Origin of the sequence: Enterococcus sulfureus ATCC 49903, from assembly GCF_000407605.1 — a bacterium.
GTDB classification, from domain to species: domain Bacteria; phylum Bacillota; class Bacilli; order Lactobacillales; family Enterococcaceae; genus Enterococcus_G; species Enterococcus_G sulfureus.
Genome location: NZ_ASWO01000005.1, coordinates 434270 through 451530, shown reverse-complemented (window position 1 = coordinate 451530; position 17261 = coordinate 434270). Strand labels below are relative to the sequence as shown.

Annotated in this window: 17 protein-coding genes; 5 read left to right on the top strand and 12 right to left on the bottom strand. The window is 36.9% G+C overall.

Annotated features, from left to right (window positions below):
• Positions 1-97: 97 nt before the first annotated feature.
• Together I573_RS08190 and I573_RS08185 are read left to right on the top strand one after the other, a co-directional pair.
• The gene (locus tag I573_RS08190; RefSeq protein ID WP_016185485.1) at positions 98-946 is read left to right on the top strand and encodes a DegV family protein; all 849 of its coding nucleotides are present in this window, start codon (positions 98-100) and stop codon (positions 944-946) included.
• Positions 947-1130: 184 nt separating this feature from the next.
• Positions 1131-2315 (top strand): NupC/NupG family nucleoside CNT transporter, encoded by a 1185-nt coding sequence (locus I573_RS08185; RefSeq protein WP_016185486.1) that lies wholly within the window; start codon positions 1131-1133, stop codon positions 2313-2315.
• A gap of 259 nt (positions 2316-2574) precedes the next feature.
• Here I573_RS08185 and I573_RS08180 read toward each other — a convergent pair whose 3' ends face one another.
• The 11 genes from I573_RS08180 to lepA form a co-directional block, all read right to left on the bottom strand.
• A complete protein-coding gene (locus I573_RS08180; RefSeq protein ID WP_016185487.1) occupies positions 2575-3921 on the bottom strand; it encodes an FAD-dependent oxidoreductase in 1347 nt (448 codons plus the stop codon).
• Positions 3918-5327: a helix-turn-helix domain-containing protein gene (locus I573_RS08175; protein ID WP_016185488.1), complete on the bottom strand. Its 1410-nt coding sequence runs from the start codon at positions 5325-5327 to the stop codon at positions 3918-3920. Before I573_RS08175 ends, I573_RS08180 begins: the two co-directional genes overlap by 4 nt.
• A gap of 21 nt (positions 5328-5348) precedes the next feature.
• The gene (locus I573_RS08170) at positions 5349-6074 is read right to left on the bottom strand and encodes a class I SAM-dependent methyltransferase (RefSeq protein WP_016185489.1); all 726 of its coding nucleotides are present in this window, start codon (positions 6072-6074) and stop codon (positions 5349-5351) included.
• Between the two features lie 49 nt (positions 6075-6123).
• Complete coding sequence (locus I573_RS08165; RefSeq protein ID WP_016185490.1) at positions 6124-7095, bottom strand: hypothetical protein; 972 nt, start codon at positions 7093-7095, stop codon at positions 6124-6126.
• A complete protein-coding gene (locus I573_RS08160) occupies positions 7082-7933 on the bottom strand; it encodes a hypothetical protein (RefSeq protein ID WP_016185491.1) in 852 nt (283 codons plus the stop codon). Before I573_RS08160 ends, I573_RS08165 begins: the two co-directional genes overlap by 14 nt.
• A gap of 54 nt (positions 7934-7987) precedes the next feature.
• Positions 7988-8173, bottom strand: coding sequence for a hypothetical protein (locus I573_RS08155; protein ID WP_016185492.1), 186 nt, complete (start codon positions 8171-8173; stop codon positions 7988-7990).
• A 42-nt stretch (positions 8174-8215) separates the two neighbouring features.
• Entirely contained in the window at positions 8216-8758 is a 543-nt protein-coding gene (locus I573_RS08150) for a GNAT family N-acetyltransferase (protein ID WP_016185493.1), read from the bottom strand.
• Between the two features lie 298 nt (positions 8759-9056).
• Positions 9057-9242 (bottom strand): hypothetical protein, encoded by a 186-nt coding sequence (locus I573_RS08145; RefSeq protein ID WP_016185494.1) that lies wholly within the window; start codon positions 9240-9242, stop codon positions 9057-9059.
• A 69-nt stretch (positions 9243-9311) separates the two neighbouring features.
• A complete protein-coding gene (locus tag I573_RS08140; protein WP_016185495.1) occupies positions 9312-9494 on the bottom strand; it encodes a hypothetical protein in 183 nt (60 codons plus the stop codon).
• 24 nt (positions 9495-9518) lie between these two features.
• Positions 9519-9809, bottom strand: coding sequence for a hypothetical protein (locus I573_RS08135; RefSeq protein ID WP_016185496.1), 291 nt, complete (start codon positions 9807-9809; stop codon positions 9519-9521).
• A 454-nt stretch (positions 9810-10263) separates the two neighbouring features.
• Complete coding sequence (gene lepA / locus I573_RS08130) at positions 10264-12102, bottom strand: translation elongation factor 4 (protein ID WP_016185497.1); 1839 nt, start codon at positions 12100-12102, stop codon at positions 10264-10266.
• 145 nt (positions 12103-12247) lie between these two features.
• Between lepA and I573_RS08125 the strand changes: the two genes are divergently transcribed.
• The 3 genes from I573_RS08125 (at position 12248) to I573_RS11470 (ending at position 14426) form a co-directional block, all read left to right on the top strand.
• On the top strand, positions 12248-13468 hold the full coding sequence (locus I573_RS08125; RefSeq protein WP_016185498.1) for a GNAT family N-acetyltransferase: 1221 nt from the start codon (positions 12248-12250) through the stop codon (positions 13466-13468).
• A gap of 246 nt (positions 13469-13714) precedes the next feature.
• A complete protein-coding gene (locus I573_RS08120) occupies positions 13715-14266 on the top strand; it encodes a tyrosine-type recombinase/integrase (protein ID WP_016185499.1) in 552 nt (183 codons plus the stop codon).
• Between the two features lie 64 nt (positions 14267-14330).
• The gene (locus I573_RS11470; RefSeq protein WP_155855541.1) at positions 14331-14426 is read left to right on the top strand and encodes a type I toxin-antitoxin system Fst family toxin; all 96 of its coding nucleotides are present in this window, start codon (positions 14331-14333) and stop codon (positions 14424-14426) included.
• 154 nt (positions 14427-14580) lie between these two features.
• On the opposite strand, the gene clpB is transcribed toward I573_RS11470, so the two are convergent.
• On the bottom strand, positions 14581-17205 hold the full coding sequence (gene clpB / locus I573_RS08115) for an ATP-dependent chaperone ClpB (RefSeq protein WP_016185500.1): 2625 nt from the start codon (positions 17203-17205) through the stop codon (positions 14581-14583).
• Positions 17206-17261 lie beyond the last annotated feature (56 nt).

Below are 17261 nucleotides of genomic sequence, written 5' to 3'. Positions count from 1 at the left end.
GTTTCGATTAAAATTCATACGATACTATTTTGAAACAACTAAAATCTATGCTATATTATAGCTAATGTTTAAAAACTGTTTGAAACGAGGACATAAAATGAAATTAGCCGTAGTGACGGATAGTACTGCTTTTATTCCAGAAAGGGTACGTGATCATCAAGATTTATATGTATTGCCAATTCCGGTCATCTTAGATGGAACAACCTATTTGGAAGGGATTGACATCGAACCAGATGACTATTACGCATTGTTAAATAACAGTCTAGAATTTCCTACCACATCTCAGCCTGTATTAGGAGAAACCATTAGTTTATATGAAGCGTTAAAAGAAAAAGGATACGATACCATTTTAAGTATCCATTTATCTTCTGGGATTTCAGGATTTATTTCTACTTTATTTAGTATCAAAGATGAAATCGACGGAATGACGATCATTCCATATGATTCTAAAATTACAAGTATGCCAATGGGGCACATGGTAGAATCGGCTTTAGATATGCTTGATCAAGGCGCAACGATTGAAAAAATTATTGCACATTTAGATCATATTCGAGCGAATACGTATGCGTATCTAATCGTGGAAGATTTGAACAATTTAGTAAGGGGAGGGCGCTTAACAAACGGAGCAGCTTTGATTGCTGGTTTATTAAAAATCAAACCAATCTTAACCTTTGATGAAGGAAAGATCGTACTTTTCGAAAAGATCCGTTCAAGTAAAAAAGCGTTTAAACGTGCAGAAGCAGTGATTGGGTTACGTAAAGCTGAAATGGCACCTCCAATTAAACTTTATGTCATTCATGCAAATAATTTAGAACTAGCTGAAATTGAGAAAGAAAAGCTACAAGCACAGTATCCAGATGCAACGATTGAAATCGGGCATTTCGGGCCTGTTATTGGAACTCATCTAGGTGAAAAAGCAATTGGATTAGCAATCTCAGCGCAATAATTACGAACTATTTTTTCTGCTATTATTTTGATTATTTCTACCTTACAGCCAGTCTGTAAGGTTTTTTTATGCAATAATCTAAATCTTTTCTCATTGAATTTACTTTTTTCAGAAAGTGAATTGAATTTAACAAGACTTAGTGGTAGTCTTTATAAGATTATGAAATGGGTAAAGGAGCATGTTTTTGAATTATCTGATGGCAATTTTAGGATTATGTAGTATTTTTGTAGTAGCTTATGTAATGAGTACCGATCGAAAGAAGATTCGCTATTTTCCAATTCTTCGAATGTTTATTTTACAAGTGATTTTAGCATTTATCTTACTTAAAACATCTTCTGGGACAGCACTAGTTGAATCGTTATCTAGTGGGTTTACAGAGTTATTAGATGACGCCAACGAAGGGGTCAACTTTGTCTTTAAAGGAATTGCCAATAAGGGGAGCGCACCATTTTTCCTAACGGTATTAATGCCGATCGTCTTCATTTCTGCCTTGATCGGGATCTTACGTTATATTAAAATCTTACCGTTGTTTATGAAATATGTTGGGTTAGGGTTACAAAAAATCAACGGAATGGGTAAATTAGAATCGTACAATGGAATTGCTTCTGCTGTGCTAGGGCAATCTGAAGTCTTTATTACCTTGAAAAAAGAATTGGCGTTTTTAAGTGAACGTCGTATGATGACATTTGGGATTTCTACGATGTCAACAATCTCATTATCGATTATGGGGTCGTATATGCGTTTGATCAAACCGGAATATGTGATCACCGCAGTCGTCTTAAATCTATTCGGTGGCTTCATTATCAGTTCGATAGTCAATCCATATGAACTTGATCCAAGTGAAAAAGATGAACTTGAAACAAAAGAAGATTCTGAACATACATTTTTCCAGATGTTAGGTGAATATATGTTAGATGGGTTTAAAGTTGCCGTAACGGTTGCGGCTATGTTGATTGGTTTCGTGGCCTTGATCGCATTTATTAACTCGTTGTTTTTACATCTTATTGGGATTAGTTTTCAACAGTTACTAGGCTATGTATTTGCGCCACTAGCGTTTTTAACCGGTATCCCTTGGGACCAAGCTGTAGATGCTGGTAGTTTGATGGCAACAAAACTAGCAACGAATGAATTTGTTGCTATGACACAATTAACCACACAAAATTGGCATTTCTCTGAACGATCATTAGCCATTATTTCTGTATTTTTGGTATCATTTGCTAACTTTTCATCAATTGGTGTATTATCTGGTGCAGTAAAAGGATTGAATGAAGAAAAATCAAACTTGATTGCCAAACATGGACTAAAGATTCTAGGATCTGCAACATTAGTGAGTTTTTTAAGTTCGATTATTGTAGGATTAATTATTTAAACACACAAACAAAAAAACTGCTGCAAACTATGGCAGTTTTTTTGTTTGTAAAATTTTTTTACGTATAATTTTTACGTATAAAGTGGAATTTAGGTTAGACAAGGTGGAAAAAGTGAAATTAGAGGGACTATTCTTTTTCTTACTTAACTTTTTATAATGTATATTATGTAAACTAAAATAAAAAGAATTGGATAGTGCTTAAAAATCACCCCTTCTAACTCATTTTTAGATAAAAACACAACAACCACGTAAAAAAATTTTACGTGTGTTGTTGTGTGGCTAAAATATCTAATGCAACCTGACTAATTGGATGAATCGGCTCATTAAATAAAGGCTGAAAATAAAAATCCATCACAGCTAACTCTGAAATCGTTGTTTCTTGGTTGATCGCAAGCGAAATCAGATCAATCCATTCAATATAATGACTGGAATTCGTCAGCAATTGACCACCAATTAGTTGATTGGTTTCTTTTGTATAAACGAGTTTTAACGTGACAAATGGCGAATCTGTTTTTGCTAGATACGATTTCGGTGAAAATGTCTTTGTATAGGCAAAACTTGATATCCCATAATATGGAGCTTCTTCTTGTGTAATCCCTGTTGAAGCAACATGTAGATCAAAAAAGCTCGATACGACCGTTCTTTGCACGCTAGGACAAATCAATTGATTATCAAATGCAATATTTTGAGCAGCAACTAATCCAGTTGTAATCGCATTACTTAATAACGGAATATAACTTGTTTCTTGCGTATTTTTAAACGGTAAAGAAATCAAGTCACCAATGGCATATATATCAGGCTCAGAAGTTCTTAGATACGCATCTGTTCGAATCGTACCATCTGAGGTGATCTCTAAAAAGTCTTTCACTAATTCAATTGATGGTCTAGGATTTACGGCATAGACAATCGCTTGTGTCTGAATCGTTTGACCTGTCAAGACAATCTCTTGAGTTCCTGTTTGTGTATCTTGTACGATAGTTTGGATTGTTTCGCCTAAGTACATTCGCGTTTGTTTAGTTAAGTGACGTTTGATCATTTGGGTAAGTTCAACATCAAAATAGCGAAACAAAACATCATTCATACGATCGATTAGAACGACTTCTTTTTTCTCTTTTAACGCGTCTGCTAACTCTAATCCAATCAACCCCGCACCGATAATGGCAACTTGATCTACTTGTTCAAACTCTTTTAGAGCTTGTGTAGCCTCTTTATAACTTTTATATGTCGTGATCTCCCCTGCTTCTAATTCGATGGGAATATTAGGCTGTGTTGATCCCATTGCTAAGATTAACTTGTCATAGGTTAACGTTTCGCTACTGCCTTCTAATGAGCTAAATCGTAATTGATGCGTCTTTGCCTCGATCTCGACTACCTGAGTGTCCAACATAACATGGATTCCTAACGTAATGAGTTCATTGATTGAGGTTTGATGTCCTTCTTTTAAATCGTCTAATCGTTCAGCTAAAACCAAATGTAACGTACTGGCTAAATAAGCTAAACTGTGTGTACGTTCAATCAAAACCACTTCAATACTTGGATCTACTCCTTTTAACTGTTTGGCTGCACTGATACCTGCATGTGAGGCACCGATAATCACTACTCTCACTCTCTCACCTCTTTTTCTTTTTTGATCGTAACGAATATTTGATAGAGTTGTGCTAAAGAATACGTCGTCCAGCGCGTTGTTTCTAAGTAAAAATACACACTATCCTTTTTTTGCTCTAAAGGATTATTGGTTGTGATTGTAAACTCTTTTATATCTTCAGAATATCTAAGTTCAATATCCAGTTGTTGACTATAAGTTTCTAAAATTTGCTTCGTCTCTTCACGTAAAAATACTTCTGAAATATCTAAATGACAGTAAAGTATAATCACTTGTTTTCGTGTATGCTGTAAAAAGTCAAGAATCCGAGCATATTCATAGTCCAGATATTCCCATTTTACAGTCGGTAATGTGGTTGGAAGTAGCTGCTCCACTTTTTCCATAATCGCATAAAATAATTCTGGATGCGTATCTGAAAGACGAACAGCTTTCGTGAATTCGTTTTTCCAAATGACTTTTTGATAACTTACGTATAAATGAATCTGATACAACTGCTGCATGACTACTGTATTCGATTCTGGAATAGCAAGTAATCGTTGGATTTCTAAAGTCAATTGTTGCAATCGTTGGCTACTCTCACTCTCTACAAAAAGAAACCCTTCTGCTTGTAAAAACACATAAAACCACCCTACTGCTTCAAATGGCCACTGCATCGCATAACGACTGGAAAACCGCAAGAAAATTTGTTCCAATTGTTTGAACGATTTAGTCGTTTGTTCTAATAATTTAGATGGACTTGAAAATTTCCGTCCAGTTCGAATATCCAATTGTTTTTCCATTAGACTCAACCAAAGCATCAATCGAATCGTTTGTGTTTTTGAAAATGTAATCCCTAATGTTGATTCAATGATTTTCAATAGTTGCGAAAAACTCTCACGATAAAAACGCTTTTGAATGAGTGCGATTGGATAGATAGACGTGTAAAAATGATAATAAAATAATTGGATATCTTCAGCATTTCCCATCAATTGTTTGTTTTTATATCCAATATCAAAATCCGTTAACAGATTATTTACGCGTTTTAAGCGACGAAATAAAGAGGCCTCACTAACTTGTAGCTCTAGCGTAAGTTTGGTAATAGAAAGGTCTCTTACAGTATATAGTTGATCTAAGAGGATCACATCGATACTTGTTTCGTAATAAGTAGTATATAAAAAAGCACGTAAGTCAAAGTCATTTGGCAAACTCAATTTCAGTAGTGTTTTATCCAGTAAATAAAGGTCTGTTTGGCTATGAAAGGCATGTAATTTTTCTTTTAATTCCCCTACTGCTTTTTGAATCGTTGGCGTGGAAAATGAAAATGTCGACAATAATTTCTCTACTTCAACTTCACGGTTTTCTTTGATTAAGAATTGAAAAATATGGACTTGATGTCGAGATTGTTTATCTAAAAAAGCTAATGGATCCATATCGAATATCCTTCCTCACGTTTATTTGACTAAAACTACCAATTCAAATTGGACTTCATGACACACCTCTCGACTCTCTTTCCCTTGATAGAACGACTCGATCTTAGCCAATACGGTGGGATCTTGTTGGATATCCTCTGCAAAATAGTCTAACGCAAACGTTTTTTCAATCATGGTTTGAGTGGTATAGGTGAAGCGTTTCTTATGCCAAGGGATTCCTTGGTCTGTTGCAAATCGAGTGACGTTTGTTAAAAATAATTGCGCTTCTTTCGTTTGCGTAATCGGTTCAATTTCCGTAAAGAGCTCTTCAGTATCGGATACCAACTCTACAAAACACGCGTAACGCTCTGAAATCCGTAATGCTTGGATCACCTCTTCGATCTGGCGCATCGCAGGATTCAACGCACTGAACACACAGTCATATTGATTTGTCGCAGAATAGGTAAAAAACTCTGTTTGCGTCGTTAGAATGCGTTCAATGTTTGGTTTTGGATAGAGTGTTTCAGCTAATTGCAACATCTCTTTTGAAAAATCAACTAAGTAGTACTTTCCTACATATGGCAAGATGGTTGGAATATATTTCCCATATCCTCCTGCAAGATCGACAAAATCTTGAGTAGGTAAGACACCGATTTTTTCTAGATAATGTGCAATATCTGTGGTGATCGTAGTAAACGTTTCTTGTTGGATGGCATAATATTCTGATGCAAACTCATCCCAAAATTGTGCAGTTTGTTGATTTAGCATATATCCTCCTAAATAAAAACAACTGCATCTCCTGCAGCTGCTTTTTTGCTTATACAATAAGTAATGGAACTAAAAATGGGTAATGAGTGAAAAAGTCTAAGATCGAACGTTTGCGATTATTTGAAAATAGAATTAACGCTGCTTGTTCTGTATTTTCTTCAAATTGAAGCGTTTGTCCGTGGTCCAATACGATTTTATAAGTAGTCTCGCCTAACTTATGCAAATCATATTGAGGATTTTCCATTAATACGATAAAAATTTGGTCTAAAATAGGTGCAGTGATCGTAACGGGACTTGTAATGCTTCGGTCTAACACCAAAGTATTGTCTAAAAAGTTTTCTTGAACCACAAATCCTAATTCTTTTATATTCGCCAATAAGCGATTTAAATCATAATTGATCAACGATAATTGACTACGAGAAAATACTTTTTTGCTGTACCATAGTTGAATCAGCTTCATGACTTCTTCTTCACGTACACTAGTTGTCATCTTATGTAGATCAAAATCAAACAAAGGCAAGTACGTACTCTCAAACCGAGTGTTTGTGACCGGGATCTTAATCTCTAACGTAATACGTGAGGCATTGGTTTGGTAACGAATAAAAAAGTGCTTGGCTTGCCATATCCGCGTATCCGAAGTTTTCTGTAGACTGCCTTCTTTTAACGGATAGAGTAAATAAAAGAGAACATAATCTTCTAACTGTGCTTTGGCAGTGTTTGAAATCTCCGCTTTGTCTTGAGTGAATTCACAAAAAGCTTCTACCAAAGAAGGAAAATCTGCTTCAGCAAGTAATTTTTGCAATTTTAAATCAGCAAGAATACGCTCTGTTTGATTTATCTGTGTCAGGATAGTGCGATGCAATGCTTTTTTTTCCGTTTCATATTCGTCAAAATTCGTTTGATCTAACGGAATGGTTGATAAAGAAGGCGAAGGAACATCTTCGACTGTCACTACCGCTTTTTTTACGACTTCGACTTCATCGCGTTGAAGAGATGCTTGCTCTTGCTCATTCTTGTTCACTTATATCTCCTCCTTCACGTAAGTAGTCGATCAAAAAGGCTTCCAGTTGTTCAACCATTTGATCAAAAGACCCAAAATAAGTCGTAATCAAGCGAAATTCTTTAGTGATAATCGCTTGATTTAACCGAAGTTGTTCATAAGTCCGCATCAAAGCTTCTTTTTCTTGAATCAAAGCAGTTTGATCGGCAAGTAATGCTTCAACTTCTGCTAGTTTCGTTGTAATCGTGTTTAGATAAGCTTCCATACGTTCTAATTCTTCCGTATGCTTCTCGCGGCCAAAAAATCCTTTAGAATCGTCTTTTTTCTTTTGAATGGCTTCAAGCATCGTTTCTTTTTCTTGTATTAATTCCGCTGCCTCTTCTTTTAAGGTGATCGAACGCGCATCGAGTGCATCCATTTGTTTTTCAATCGTGTCTAATGGAGCCTGTTGATTTTGTTTATACGTTAACCATTCATCTTCTACTGCAGGTAAAATAAACACACTAGGTGTTGCCGCATCCAATACGATTGTTGCACGTTCATGATAGTAGCGATCGATTTTATAGTGTTGACTTGTGGCATCTAGACGAGCGAGTTTATTCATAAATGGAAAAGTGGCGATAAATTGATCATGCATTTTTTGCATCAACAGTTCATCGATTTCATGATGTTGATTCGCCGTAGCTTTGATCTCATTATGTAAGCGACCTTTATAGATCCGATAAATTGCTGGGATATTTTCAGTTTGAATCGCTTGTTCAAACTCTTGTAGTTCTTTTAGCATAGATCCGACTTGAAAAGATGCGGTATCTTTGATTTCGTGAAACCCCGATTGAGACTTTGGATGTTCAGACGTCATGTCGTCTCCTCCTCTTTCATGATGGTAGTAAAAAAGGGATGTAACATCCCTTTTTTATGCTTTGTCGACGGTTAAAAAACGAATTTGTTTTTGCTCATCACGTGTTAACGATGTTTGTTCATGTAAATACGTAAAAGTTAAAGAATCAATCTCGGGATTTTCTAACATTTTTTCATATCCTTCAAAAATTGCTTTAATGTACGCTTTATACGCTTGTTTCTTTTTCATACGTTTATTCATCTTGCACCATCCTTCTCTTACTTATCTTATCAAGCAATCTTTTTAGTGACAAGTTTTTTCTGGTGTTTCCATCAAATATTGATATACAAAACGTTCTCCATTAGGAATTGGAAATTCGATCGCCCCACAATAAGAAAAGTCATTGGCTAAAATCACTTTTTGCATACCGATATTTAACGGATGGGTATCGATTCTAAGGTCAGTATAGCCTTGTGCAGTCGCAAAGTGACAAATCGTGCGTAACCAAGCTGTTCCAAGTCCTTTCTGGTGTAATGTCCGATCAATGGCAAAGCGATGAATAGATAGATACGCTAACGGGCTATTGGGATGAAATTGTCCATCTACACGGGTATAAACAGGATCCGTTCCAAATACTAATGCGGCCATTCCCACAAGCGTATTTTCTAACATCCCCACATAGAGCTGCTGACACGTGATATCTTCTGTCAAGCGATCTCGATTAGGGCCATATCCATTTTGCCACTGCGGTAATCCTTGTTCGTTCATTGAAACAATCGCATCATTTACAATGGCTTCAAGTTGATCTAAATCCTCTAAAGTTGCTAAACGAATCTTAAGGTTCATATGCTCTCCTATCTATTTTTTTTAATTTATGTTAGTATTAGTATATACGAAAAGATAGATTAGCAACAATTTTTCTATATTTCGCTGAAGTTTATTCCAACTGGCGTAGCTTGAGAGCTACAAGGATCCATAAGAGGTTATGGGTATGGATCGTTTAAATGAGAAATAAGTCGAATTTGAGTAATAGTTTGGCTGCAACTTTAAATAAAATATCGTATCGTTAGAACGCCTATCAAGCTTGCTTGGTAGGCATTCGTCCATTTAGATAAAAAAATACTTAGGCAGTTACGCCTAAGTATTACTCTTCTTCAAAATATTCTTCGTATTCATCCATAGTACTTCCTGGAACAACATCGTCTAAAATATCCATTCCTGTCATACCCATATCATAGGCATTGGCTTGTGCATTCGTTAAAAGCTGATCTTTGTACTCATCTTCAGAGAGAACTTTCCCTGTTTTCGTATTTCTAAAAAATTTTCCCATTACAATCAGTCCTTTCTTTTCCTTATTGTATCTTGAATGGACGATTTGGGCAAAGAATTTGGTAGTGACTTACACTTTTGGTAGATAACGGTACGTCACTGAACCATTTTGATGTGCTTCTCCGACAATGGCTTCACGGTCTTCTCGCTTCACCCAAATCTCTCGAAAGACCAGGAATTCATCACGTTTGACCTCAAGCGTAGTACGCGTTCCAGCACTTAATTCTTCCAATTCTTGTTCAAAATCACGCACGGCGTGTTTCCTCCTTTTCCTTGCTTACTCAATTTCTTTTTTTATTTTCTGTCCCTGTTCCAATTCTTTAAGATATGTCTCTTGATAATCAAGTAATTTTTCATATACAAAGCTCATATCACGACTAGAAGCAAGTGACAACGCGTAGATAAATGAGGCAGGTAACGTCTCGACTTTACGATCACGCGAAACCCAAGTAGCTACTGTCGATTGGATAAACCCATATAATGCACAAAACTGATCAACAGGCATGTCGAGGTAACTAATAATATACAGATTGATCGGATGAGGATATACATATTTATTGGTGGTCATATTTGCACCTCACACTCTTTTTTCTTTAGTATACCATAGTCAAAATAAAACCGTTACTGGCTATTTTTGCTTTTTTTCACACACTTTCATCTGATTTGTTCAGTTATTTTATTTCTTTTCAATTATCACTAGTGTTCTGATATCTATTATTCGTGAAGTGGTGTACAATCAACTTGTTGGTAAGTAAGCCAATGGACAAATCGGTACACTCATCAAAAACATTGCACATCTCCCTTTTATTACAATGAGATACAGGTTTATTGCCGATTTGTCGTAGCACCTAAGCACCGCCCTGCTTAGGTGCTTTTTTGTGTATAAATATACTATATTGATTAAAAACAAGAAAAACACTGCTACTTTTTCTATACTTAGTCTCTTTTTTATAGAGAATAATATGTATGAAAAATGTTATAAAAAGACGAATCTTTTAATAAGATTCGTCTTTTTTAGTTATTTATTTTTTTGGTTCGTCATCGTCCATTTTCAAGACGGCCATGAAGGCTTCTTGTGGTACTTCAACAGATCCGATTTGTTTCATACGTTTCTTACCTTCTTTTTGTTTTTCCAGTAATTTACGCTTACGTGATACATCTCCACCGTAACATTTGGCCAATACGTTTTTACGTAAAGCTTTGATATCGGAACGGGCAACGATTTTTTGACCAATTGCCGCTTGGATCGGTACTTCAAATTGTTGGCGAGGAATTAATTTTTTCAATTTCTCAACAATTGCTTTTCCGCGTTCAAATGCGAAATCACGATGGACGATAAAGCCTAAAGCATCTACTTTCTCGGCATTTAACAAAATATCCATTTTCACTAAACGACTTGGACGATAGCCTGACATTTCATAATCAAGTGAGGCATATCCTTTGGTACTTGATTTTAGTTTATCAAAGAAATCAAATACGATTTCTGATAATGGAATCTCATATACCACATTCACACGGTAATCATCTAAATAATCCATCGTTACAAAATCACCACGTTTTCGTTGAGACAACTCCATAACAGCGCCTACATAGTCGTTTGGGACCATAATCGTGGCTTTTACGTAAGGTTCTTCAACATTGTCAATGGTCACGGGCTCTGGAAAATCAGCTGGATTATCAACTGTCATCTGCGTTCCATCTGTTTTATTGACATGATAGATTACAGAAGGTGCTGTAGTGATTAACTCTAAATTAAATTCTCGTTCTAAACGCTCTTGGATAACATCCATGTGCAATAGACCTAAGAAACCGCAACGGAACCCAAATCCTAACGCTTGTGAAGTTTCAGGTTCAAACTGCAAGGCAGCATCATTCAATTGTAATTTTTCTAACGCTTCACGTAGATCATTGTAACGAGACGTATCGATTGGATATAATCCACAATAGACCATTGGATTCATCTGACGATACCCTTCTAAAGCTTCAGTAGCTGGATTATTAGCTAACGTCACTGTATCCCCGACACGCGTATCTTGAACCGTCTTGATTGCTGCTGTGATGTAGCCCACGTCTCCGACCATTAAGTAATCACGTTTGATGGTTTTAGGTGAGAAGATCCCTACTTCAGTCACTTCAAAAGTTTTTCCATTACTCATCATTTGGATCTTATCTCCAGGTTTTACGACACCATCCATTACGCGAATATTTAATACGACCCCACGATAAGCGTCATAAATTGAATCAAAGATCAATGCTTTTAATGGTGCTTCGATATCGCCTTGAGGGGCAGGAACAAGTTCTACAACTTGCTCTAAGATATCTTCGATCCCGATTCCGGCTTTTGCACTGGCTAAAACAGCTTCACTAGCATCGATTCCGATTACGTCTTCGATTTCAGTACGTACGCGTTCAGGATCGGCTGCCGGTAAGTCAATTTTATTAATGACCGGTAGAATTTCTAAATCATTATCTAACGCTAAGTACACATTGGCTAACGTTTGCGCTTCGATCCCTTGAGCAGCATCGACAACTAAAACAGCTCCTTCACACGCAGCTAAACTACGAGAGACTTCGTAAGTAAAATCGACGTGTCCAGGAGTATCGATTAAGTGGAAAATATATGTTTTTCCATCTTTAGCGGTATAGTTTAATTCAACTGCATTTAATTTGATCGTAATTCCACGCTCACGCTCTAGATCCATTGAATCTAGTAATTGTGCTTGCATTTCGCGTGAAGAAACTGTATTGGTTTTTTCTAAGATTCGATCGGCTAAGGTCGACTTGCCGTGATCAATATGCGCAATGATCGAAAAATTTCGGATCATCTCTTGGCGCTGTTTCATTTCTTCTATTGTATGCATAGTTACTCCTTCATTTCTTTAATCAACTTTTCTTATTATACCAACGCATGCTACAGAATAAAAGTGTTTTATCTACTCGGACTAAACAAACTTTTTATTCTTTGGTATACTGCTTGTAGGAAAACGAACAATTGGAGGAGAAAATATGGATATCGACTCGAATCAAGCGTTTGAAATACGCAATGTCGAAGAAACAGATGTGGATCAATTTAATGAGTTACTCAGTTATGTGTTCCAAATTACCGAAGCAGATATTGAAGAAAGTGGATTTGATAGCAAACGAGACATGATCAAATCGAAAAAACCAATTTTAGAAGTCTCGAAAGTTTTTGGTTGGTTTCATAAAGAAAAATTGATTTCACAGATCGCGATCTATCCGTGTACGGTGAACATTCATGGCACGATGTACCAAATGGGCGGTGTGACTGGAGTCGGAACGTATCCTGAATATGCAGGTCACGGATTGATGCAAGCACTCGTCGAACGCGCGTTAAACCAAATGCGCCAAGACGGGCAATGGATTTCTTATCTCTACCCGTATAATATCCCTTATTATCGTCGTAAAGGTTGGGAAATCATGTCCGATAAATTAACATTTTCGATTCGTGATACACAATTACCTAAAACTGTCACAGTACCAGGTTACGTTGAACGTCAAGAAGTCGATCACCCGGATGTCTTTACGGTCTACGATCAATTTTCTAAAGTCAATCACGGTGCGTTACAACGAACGCCATTTAACTGGGAAGAATATTGGCGTTATGAAAATGAAGAAGAACGCACAGCTGCGATTTATTACGACGAACATCAAAACCCTCAAGGCGTCCTGTTTTATTGGGTTGCAGAAGAAGTCTTTCATATTCGTGAAATGTTTTATCTAACTCAAGAAGCACGCAACGGATTATGGAATTTTATTAGCGCACATTTTTCAATGGTCTATTGGGTCAAAGGCAATATTTATAAGAATGAACCGTTAGCCTTCTTGTTAGAAGACGGTCAAATCAAAGAGACGATCGAGCCGTATTATATGGCACGAATTGTAGATGTTACTCAATTTTTAGCACGGTATCCATTTAAGTCGTTTGATCGACCGTTTCACTTTGTCGTAACAGACCCTGTCGCAAAATGGAACACCGGTATTTTTAGCTTGACCTATAACGCAACTGAACAGCGTGTGATCATTGGAAACGAACCAATCGGCGATGCAGTAACTTTAGACATCCAAACATTAACTTGCTTAATGATGAACTATCGGCGAGCGGCTTATTTATCGCGTATCGAACGCTTGCATACCACACAAGAAACGCTCTTAACTTTAGAACGGATTATTCCAGACATGGAAGCGTATTTTGGGGACTACTTTTAAAAGACAACGAATTTCGTTGTCTTTTTATTTTTAGTCTAAATAAGCTTGTTCTACATCGTAATATACAAACGAGTGCTCTGACGCTAAGCTGTTTGAGTATTCTGACATCGCTATTTTAGATAAAATTACGAACTCAACACCCTTTTTTTCCTACGTTTCTAAGATACCTAAACTTGAGATAGTTATTTTTTTGCTATATAATAAAAAAAGATATGTCAGAATATTCTAGCTAGAGGAGACAATTTTATGAAATATAAAGTAGAGCCGCTACGATCTGCTGAAGAGATTCAAGATTTTCAATTTTGGTTACGAAGAACCCCAAATGCAAAACGAGATGTCTTTTTATTTTTATTTGGGATTAACAATGGCCTAAGAATATCCGATATCGTATCTTTAAAAGTCGGAGATATTCGCCACGTCAAAAAACCTGCAATTATTGAAAAAAAGACAGGAAAGAAAAAAGCGATCTTTATTGAAAGTTTACGCGATGAATTTGAAGAATACACTAAAGAAATGGCAGCAGAAGATTGGTTATTTCCTAGCCGTCAACAAGGACGACATCTGAGTGAAAAACGGGTCTATCAATTGTATAGCGAGATCGCAGAAAAATTAGGTCGCGATGATATTGGAACACATACATTACGTAAAACATTCGGTTACCACTTTTACAAAAAAACACACGATATCGCCACATTAATGATGATCTTTAATCATAGCTCTCAAGAAATCACCAAGCGCTATATTGGGATCACAGATGATGAGATCATTGATTCCTTGAAAGGATTTAAGCTCGGTTGATTTCCTACATCGTTTCTATGTTATACTCATAAATGGCAGCTTGCCCCAATTGGGGGTGTTACTCATGAAAGATCTTATCTCATTGGTTATCGCACCACTTTTTGTTGGGCTAGTCATTCAACTAGTTTCTCATTGGTTAGACGAGAAAGACGATAACTAGCAAGTTGCTTGGCTAACTCATACGCCAGAATCGCAACTGGTGCAAAAAAAGCCACCCCTACTCGCAATAGGGGTGGCTTTTATGTTACTCATAGAACGCTTATCTCATTTCGCACATTTAGTATATCATGCTTTTTGACAGAAGACCAATTATTTTACTGGATGATACGCTTTACTTCATCTTCAATCGGTGTATTCTCAAAAACTAAATGTCCTTCTAATAATTCGATCGTGACGTTTGTTTTTGGTGTCACACGCCCTGAAATGATTTCTTTTGCTAGTGGTGTCTCTACTTCTTTGGTAATAAATCGTTTCAATGGTCGTGCGCCATAAGCTGGTTCATACGCTTGCGTTGCAATCCAGCGTTTTGCCTCTTCACTTAAATGTAAGTAGATTTCTTGGTGTTCTAATCGTTTTGTGACTTGCGCTACTAATTTATCTACGATACCCACTACGTTATCTAAACTCAATGGAGTAAATAAAATAGTATCATCGATTCGATTTAAAAATTCAGGTTTAAAGCTTCCGCGCAACATCGTAAGCACTTGTTCTTTGATATCTTCTGGAATAACACCTTCTGACGTTACACCATCTAGTAAAAATTGAGACCCGATATTACTGGTCATGATCATTACGGTATTTTTGAAATCAACGACGCGCCCTTTAGAATCTGTTAGGCGTCCATCGTCTAATACTTGCAATAAGATATTAAAGACATCTGGATGTGCTTTTTCGATTTCATCTAGTAGCACGATTGTATATGGGTTACGTCGGACAGCTTCTGTCAGTTGTCCACCTTCTTCATAGCCAACATAGCCTGGAGGGGCTCCAACTAAACGAGAGACAGCATGTTTTTCCATGTATTCACTCATATCGATTCGTACCATATGGTCTTCAGAATCAAATAAGTTTTCAGCTAAAGCTTTGGCAAGCTCGGTTTTCCCAACCCCTGTAGGTCCTAAGAATAAGAATGAACCTAGTGGACGGTTTGGATCTTGTAAGCCTGCACGTGAACGTAACACAGCATCGCTTACGGCATCGACAGCTTCATCTTGTCCAATTACCCGAACATGTAGAATTTCATTTAACTTCATTAATTTTTCGCGTTCACCTTCAACAAGTTTTGTAACTGGAATACCGGTCATTCGTCCAACGACAGTCGCGATTTCATTATCTGTTACAGATTCTTGAACCATTCGAGAAAGCTCTTGTTGGTTTTTGGCTTCTAACGCTTTTAATTCTTGTTCTAATTGTGGGATGGTACCATGACGCAAGACCGCTGCACGTTCTAGGTCATAATTATTTTCAGCGTCTTCTAATTCATGACGTGCACGATCAATTTCGGCACGTTTTGTCGAGATCGCATTCACTTCTTCTTTTTCAGTTTCCCATTGCATTTTCATCGTATTGGCTTCTTCACGCAAATTCGCCAATTCTTCTTGTAATGACGTCAATCGTTTTTTAGACGCATCATCTTTTTCTTTTTTCAACGCTGCTTCTTCAATTTCTAATTGCATCAAACGGCGTGTCACTTGGTCTAATTCTGTCGGCATTGAATTCATTTCTACCCGAATTGTAGCACACGCTTCATCGACCAAATCAATGGCTTTATCTGGTAAGAAACGATCAGTAATATAACGATCAGATAAAGTCGCTGCTGCAACTAGCGCATTGTCGTGAATATTCACACCATGATGGATCTCAAAACGTTCTTTTAAGCCACGTAAAATCGAAATCGTGTCTTCAACAGTTGGCTCTTTGACCAATACTTTTTGGAAGCGACGTTCTAGTGCTTTGTCTTTTTCCATATATTGACGGTATTCATCTAATGTCGTCGCACCAATTGTGTGTAATTCACCACGCGCAAGCATTGGTTTCAACAAGTTTCCTGCATCCATACTGCCTTCAGTTTTTCCTGCTCCAACAATCGTATGGATCTCATCGATAAAGAGAATGATTTGTCCATCAGACTTTTTCACTTCTTGTAACACTGCTTTTAAGCGCTCTTCAAACTCGCCTCTAAATTTTGCTCCGGCAATTAGTGCGCCCATATCTAATGAAAAAATCGTTTTGTTTTTTAAATTTTCTGGGACATCTTTACGTACGATCCGTTGTGCTAATCCTTCTACGATCGCAGTTTTTCCGACACCAGGTTCTCCGATCAAAACTGGATTGTTTTTCGTTTTACGTGATAAAATGCGGATCACGTCACGGATTTCTTCATCACGTCCGATAATGGGATCCATTTTTCCGTTTTTTACTTGTTCAATTAAATCTACACCATATTTTTCTAGTGCTTTATAGGTTTCTTCTTGATTTTGTGATGTCACTTTTTCTCCACCTCGCATTGTCAAAATCAACTCTTTTAGTTGTTTTTGAGTTAGTCCTTGTTTGGTTAAATAGCTCGTCAAAGCGTAATGTTTCATCGTCATCAAGGCAAGTACAACGACTTCAGTTGCTAAGTATTCATCTTCAAATGAAGCACGGATATGATCGGCTTCTGTAAATAAATGAAATAAGTTTTGACTCATGGATTGTCCATAAGCGACTTGGCTGCCTTCAATGACAGGTAATTTATCTAATTCACGGTCGATTTCGCGTTCGAATGAATCAACATCAAGCCCCGCATCTTTATATAGGTTACGTGCAAAATGATTTGGTTGTAAAAAAATCTTCCAAAGGTGCGCGATGTCAATTTCTTGATGATGACGGGTCACCGCGATTTGTTGTGCTTCAGCTAAAGCACTTTGTAAGGTTGTGGTCATTTTTTCAATTTCCATATATGTATTCCTCCCATCGTCTACGATACATTTTTTCTTACAAGCTTACTATATCA

What these genes read in the sequence shown, in the direction of transcription:
- I573_RS08190 (WP_016185485.1), top strand. Translation starts at nt 98, where the DNA reads ATGAAATTAGCCGTAGTGACGGATAGTACTGCTTTTATTCCAGAAAGG.
- I573_RS08175 (WP_016185488.1), bottom strand. Translation starts at nt 5,327, where the DNA reads ATGGATCCATTAGCTTTTTTAGATAAACAATCTCGACATCAAGTCCAT.
- I573_RS08170 (WP_016185489.1), bottom strand. Translation starts at nt 6,074, where the DNA reads ATGCTAAATCAACAAACTGCACAATTTTGGGATGAGTTTGCATCAGAA.
- I573_RS08160 (WP_016185491.1), bottom strand. Translation starts at nt 7,933, where the DNA reads ATGACGTCTGAACATCCAAAGTCTCAATCGGGGTTTCACGAAATCAAA.
- I573_RS08155 (WP_016185492.1), bottom strand. Translation starts at nt 8,173, where the DNA reads ATGAATAAACGTATGAAAAAGAAACAAGCGTATAAAGCGTACATTAAA.
- I573_RS08150 (WP_016185493.1), bottom strand. Translation starts at nt 8,758, where the DNA reads ATGAACCTTAAGATTCGTTTAGCAACTTTAGAGGATTTAGATCAACTT.
- I573_RS08145 (WP_016185494.1), bottom strand. Translation starts at nt 9,242, where the DNA reads ATGGGAAAATTTTTTAGAAATACGAAAACAGGGAAAGTTCTCTCTGAA.
- I573_RS08135 (WP_016185496.1), bottom strand. Translation starts at nt 9,809, where the DNA reads ATGACCACCAATAAATATGTATATCCTCATCCGATCAATCTGTATATT.
- lepA (WP_016185497.1), bottom strand. Translation starts at nt 12,102, where the DNA reads ATGCATACAATAGAAGAAATGAAACAGCGCCAAGAGATGATCCGAAAT.
- I573_RS08125 (WP_016185498.1), top strand. Translation starts at nt 12,248, where the DNA reads ATGGATATCGACTCGAATCAAGCGTTTGAAATACGCAATGTCGAAGAA.
- I573_RS08120 (WP_016185499.1), top strand. Translation starts at nt 13,715, where the DNA reads ATGAAATATAAAGTAGAGCCGCTACGATCTGCTGAAGAGATTCAAGAT.
- I573_RS11470 (WP_155855541.1), top strand. Translation starts at nt 14,331, where the DNA reads ATGAAAGATCTTATCTCATTGGTTATCGCACCACTTTTTGTTGGGCTA.
- clpB (WP_016185500.1), bottom strand. Translation starts at nt 17,205, where the DNA reads ATGGAAATTGAAAAAATGACCACAACCTTACAAAGTGCTTTAGCTGAA.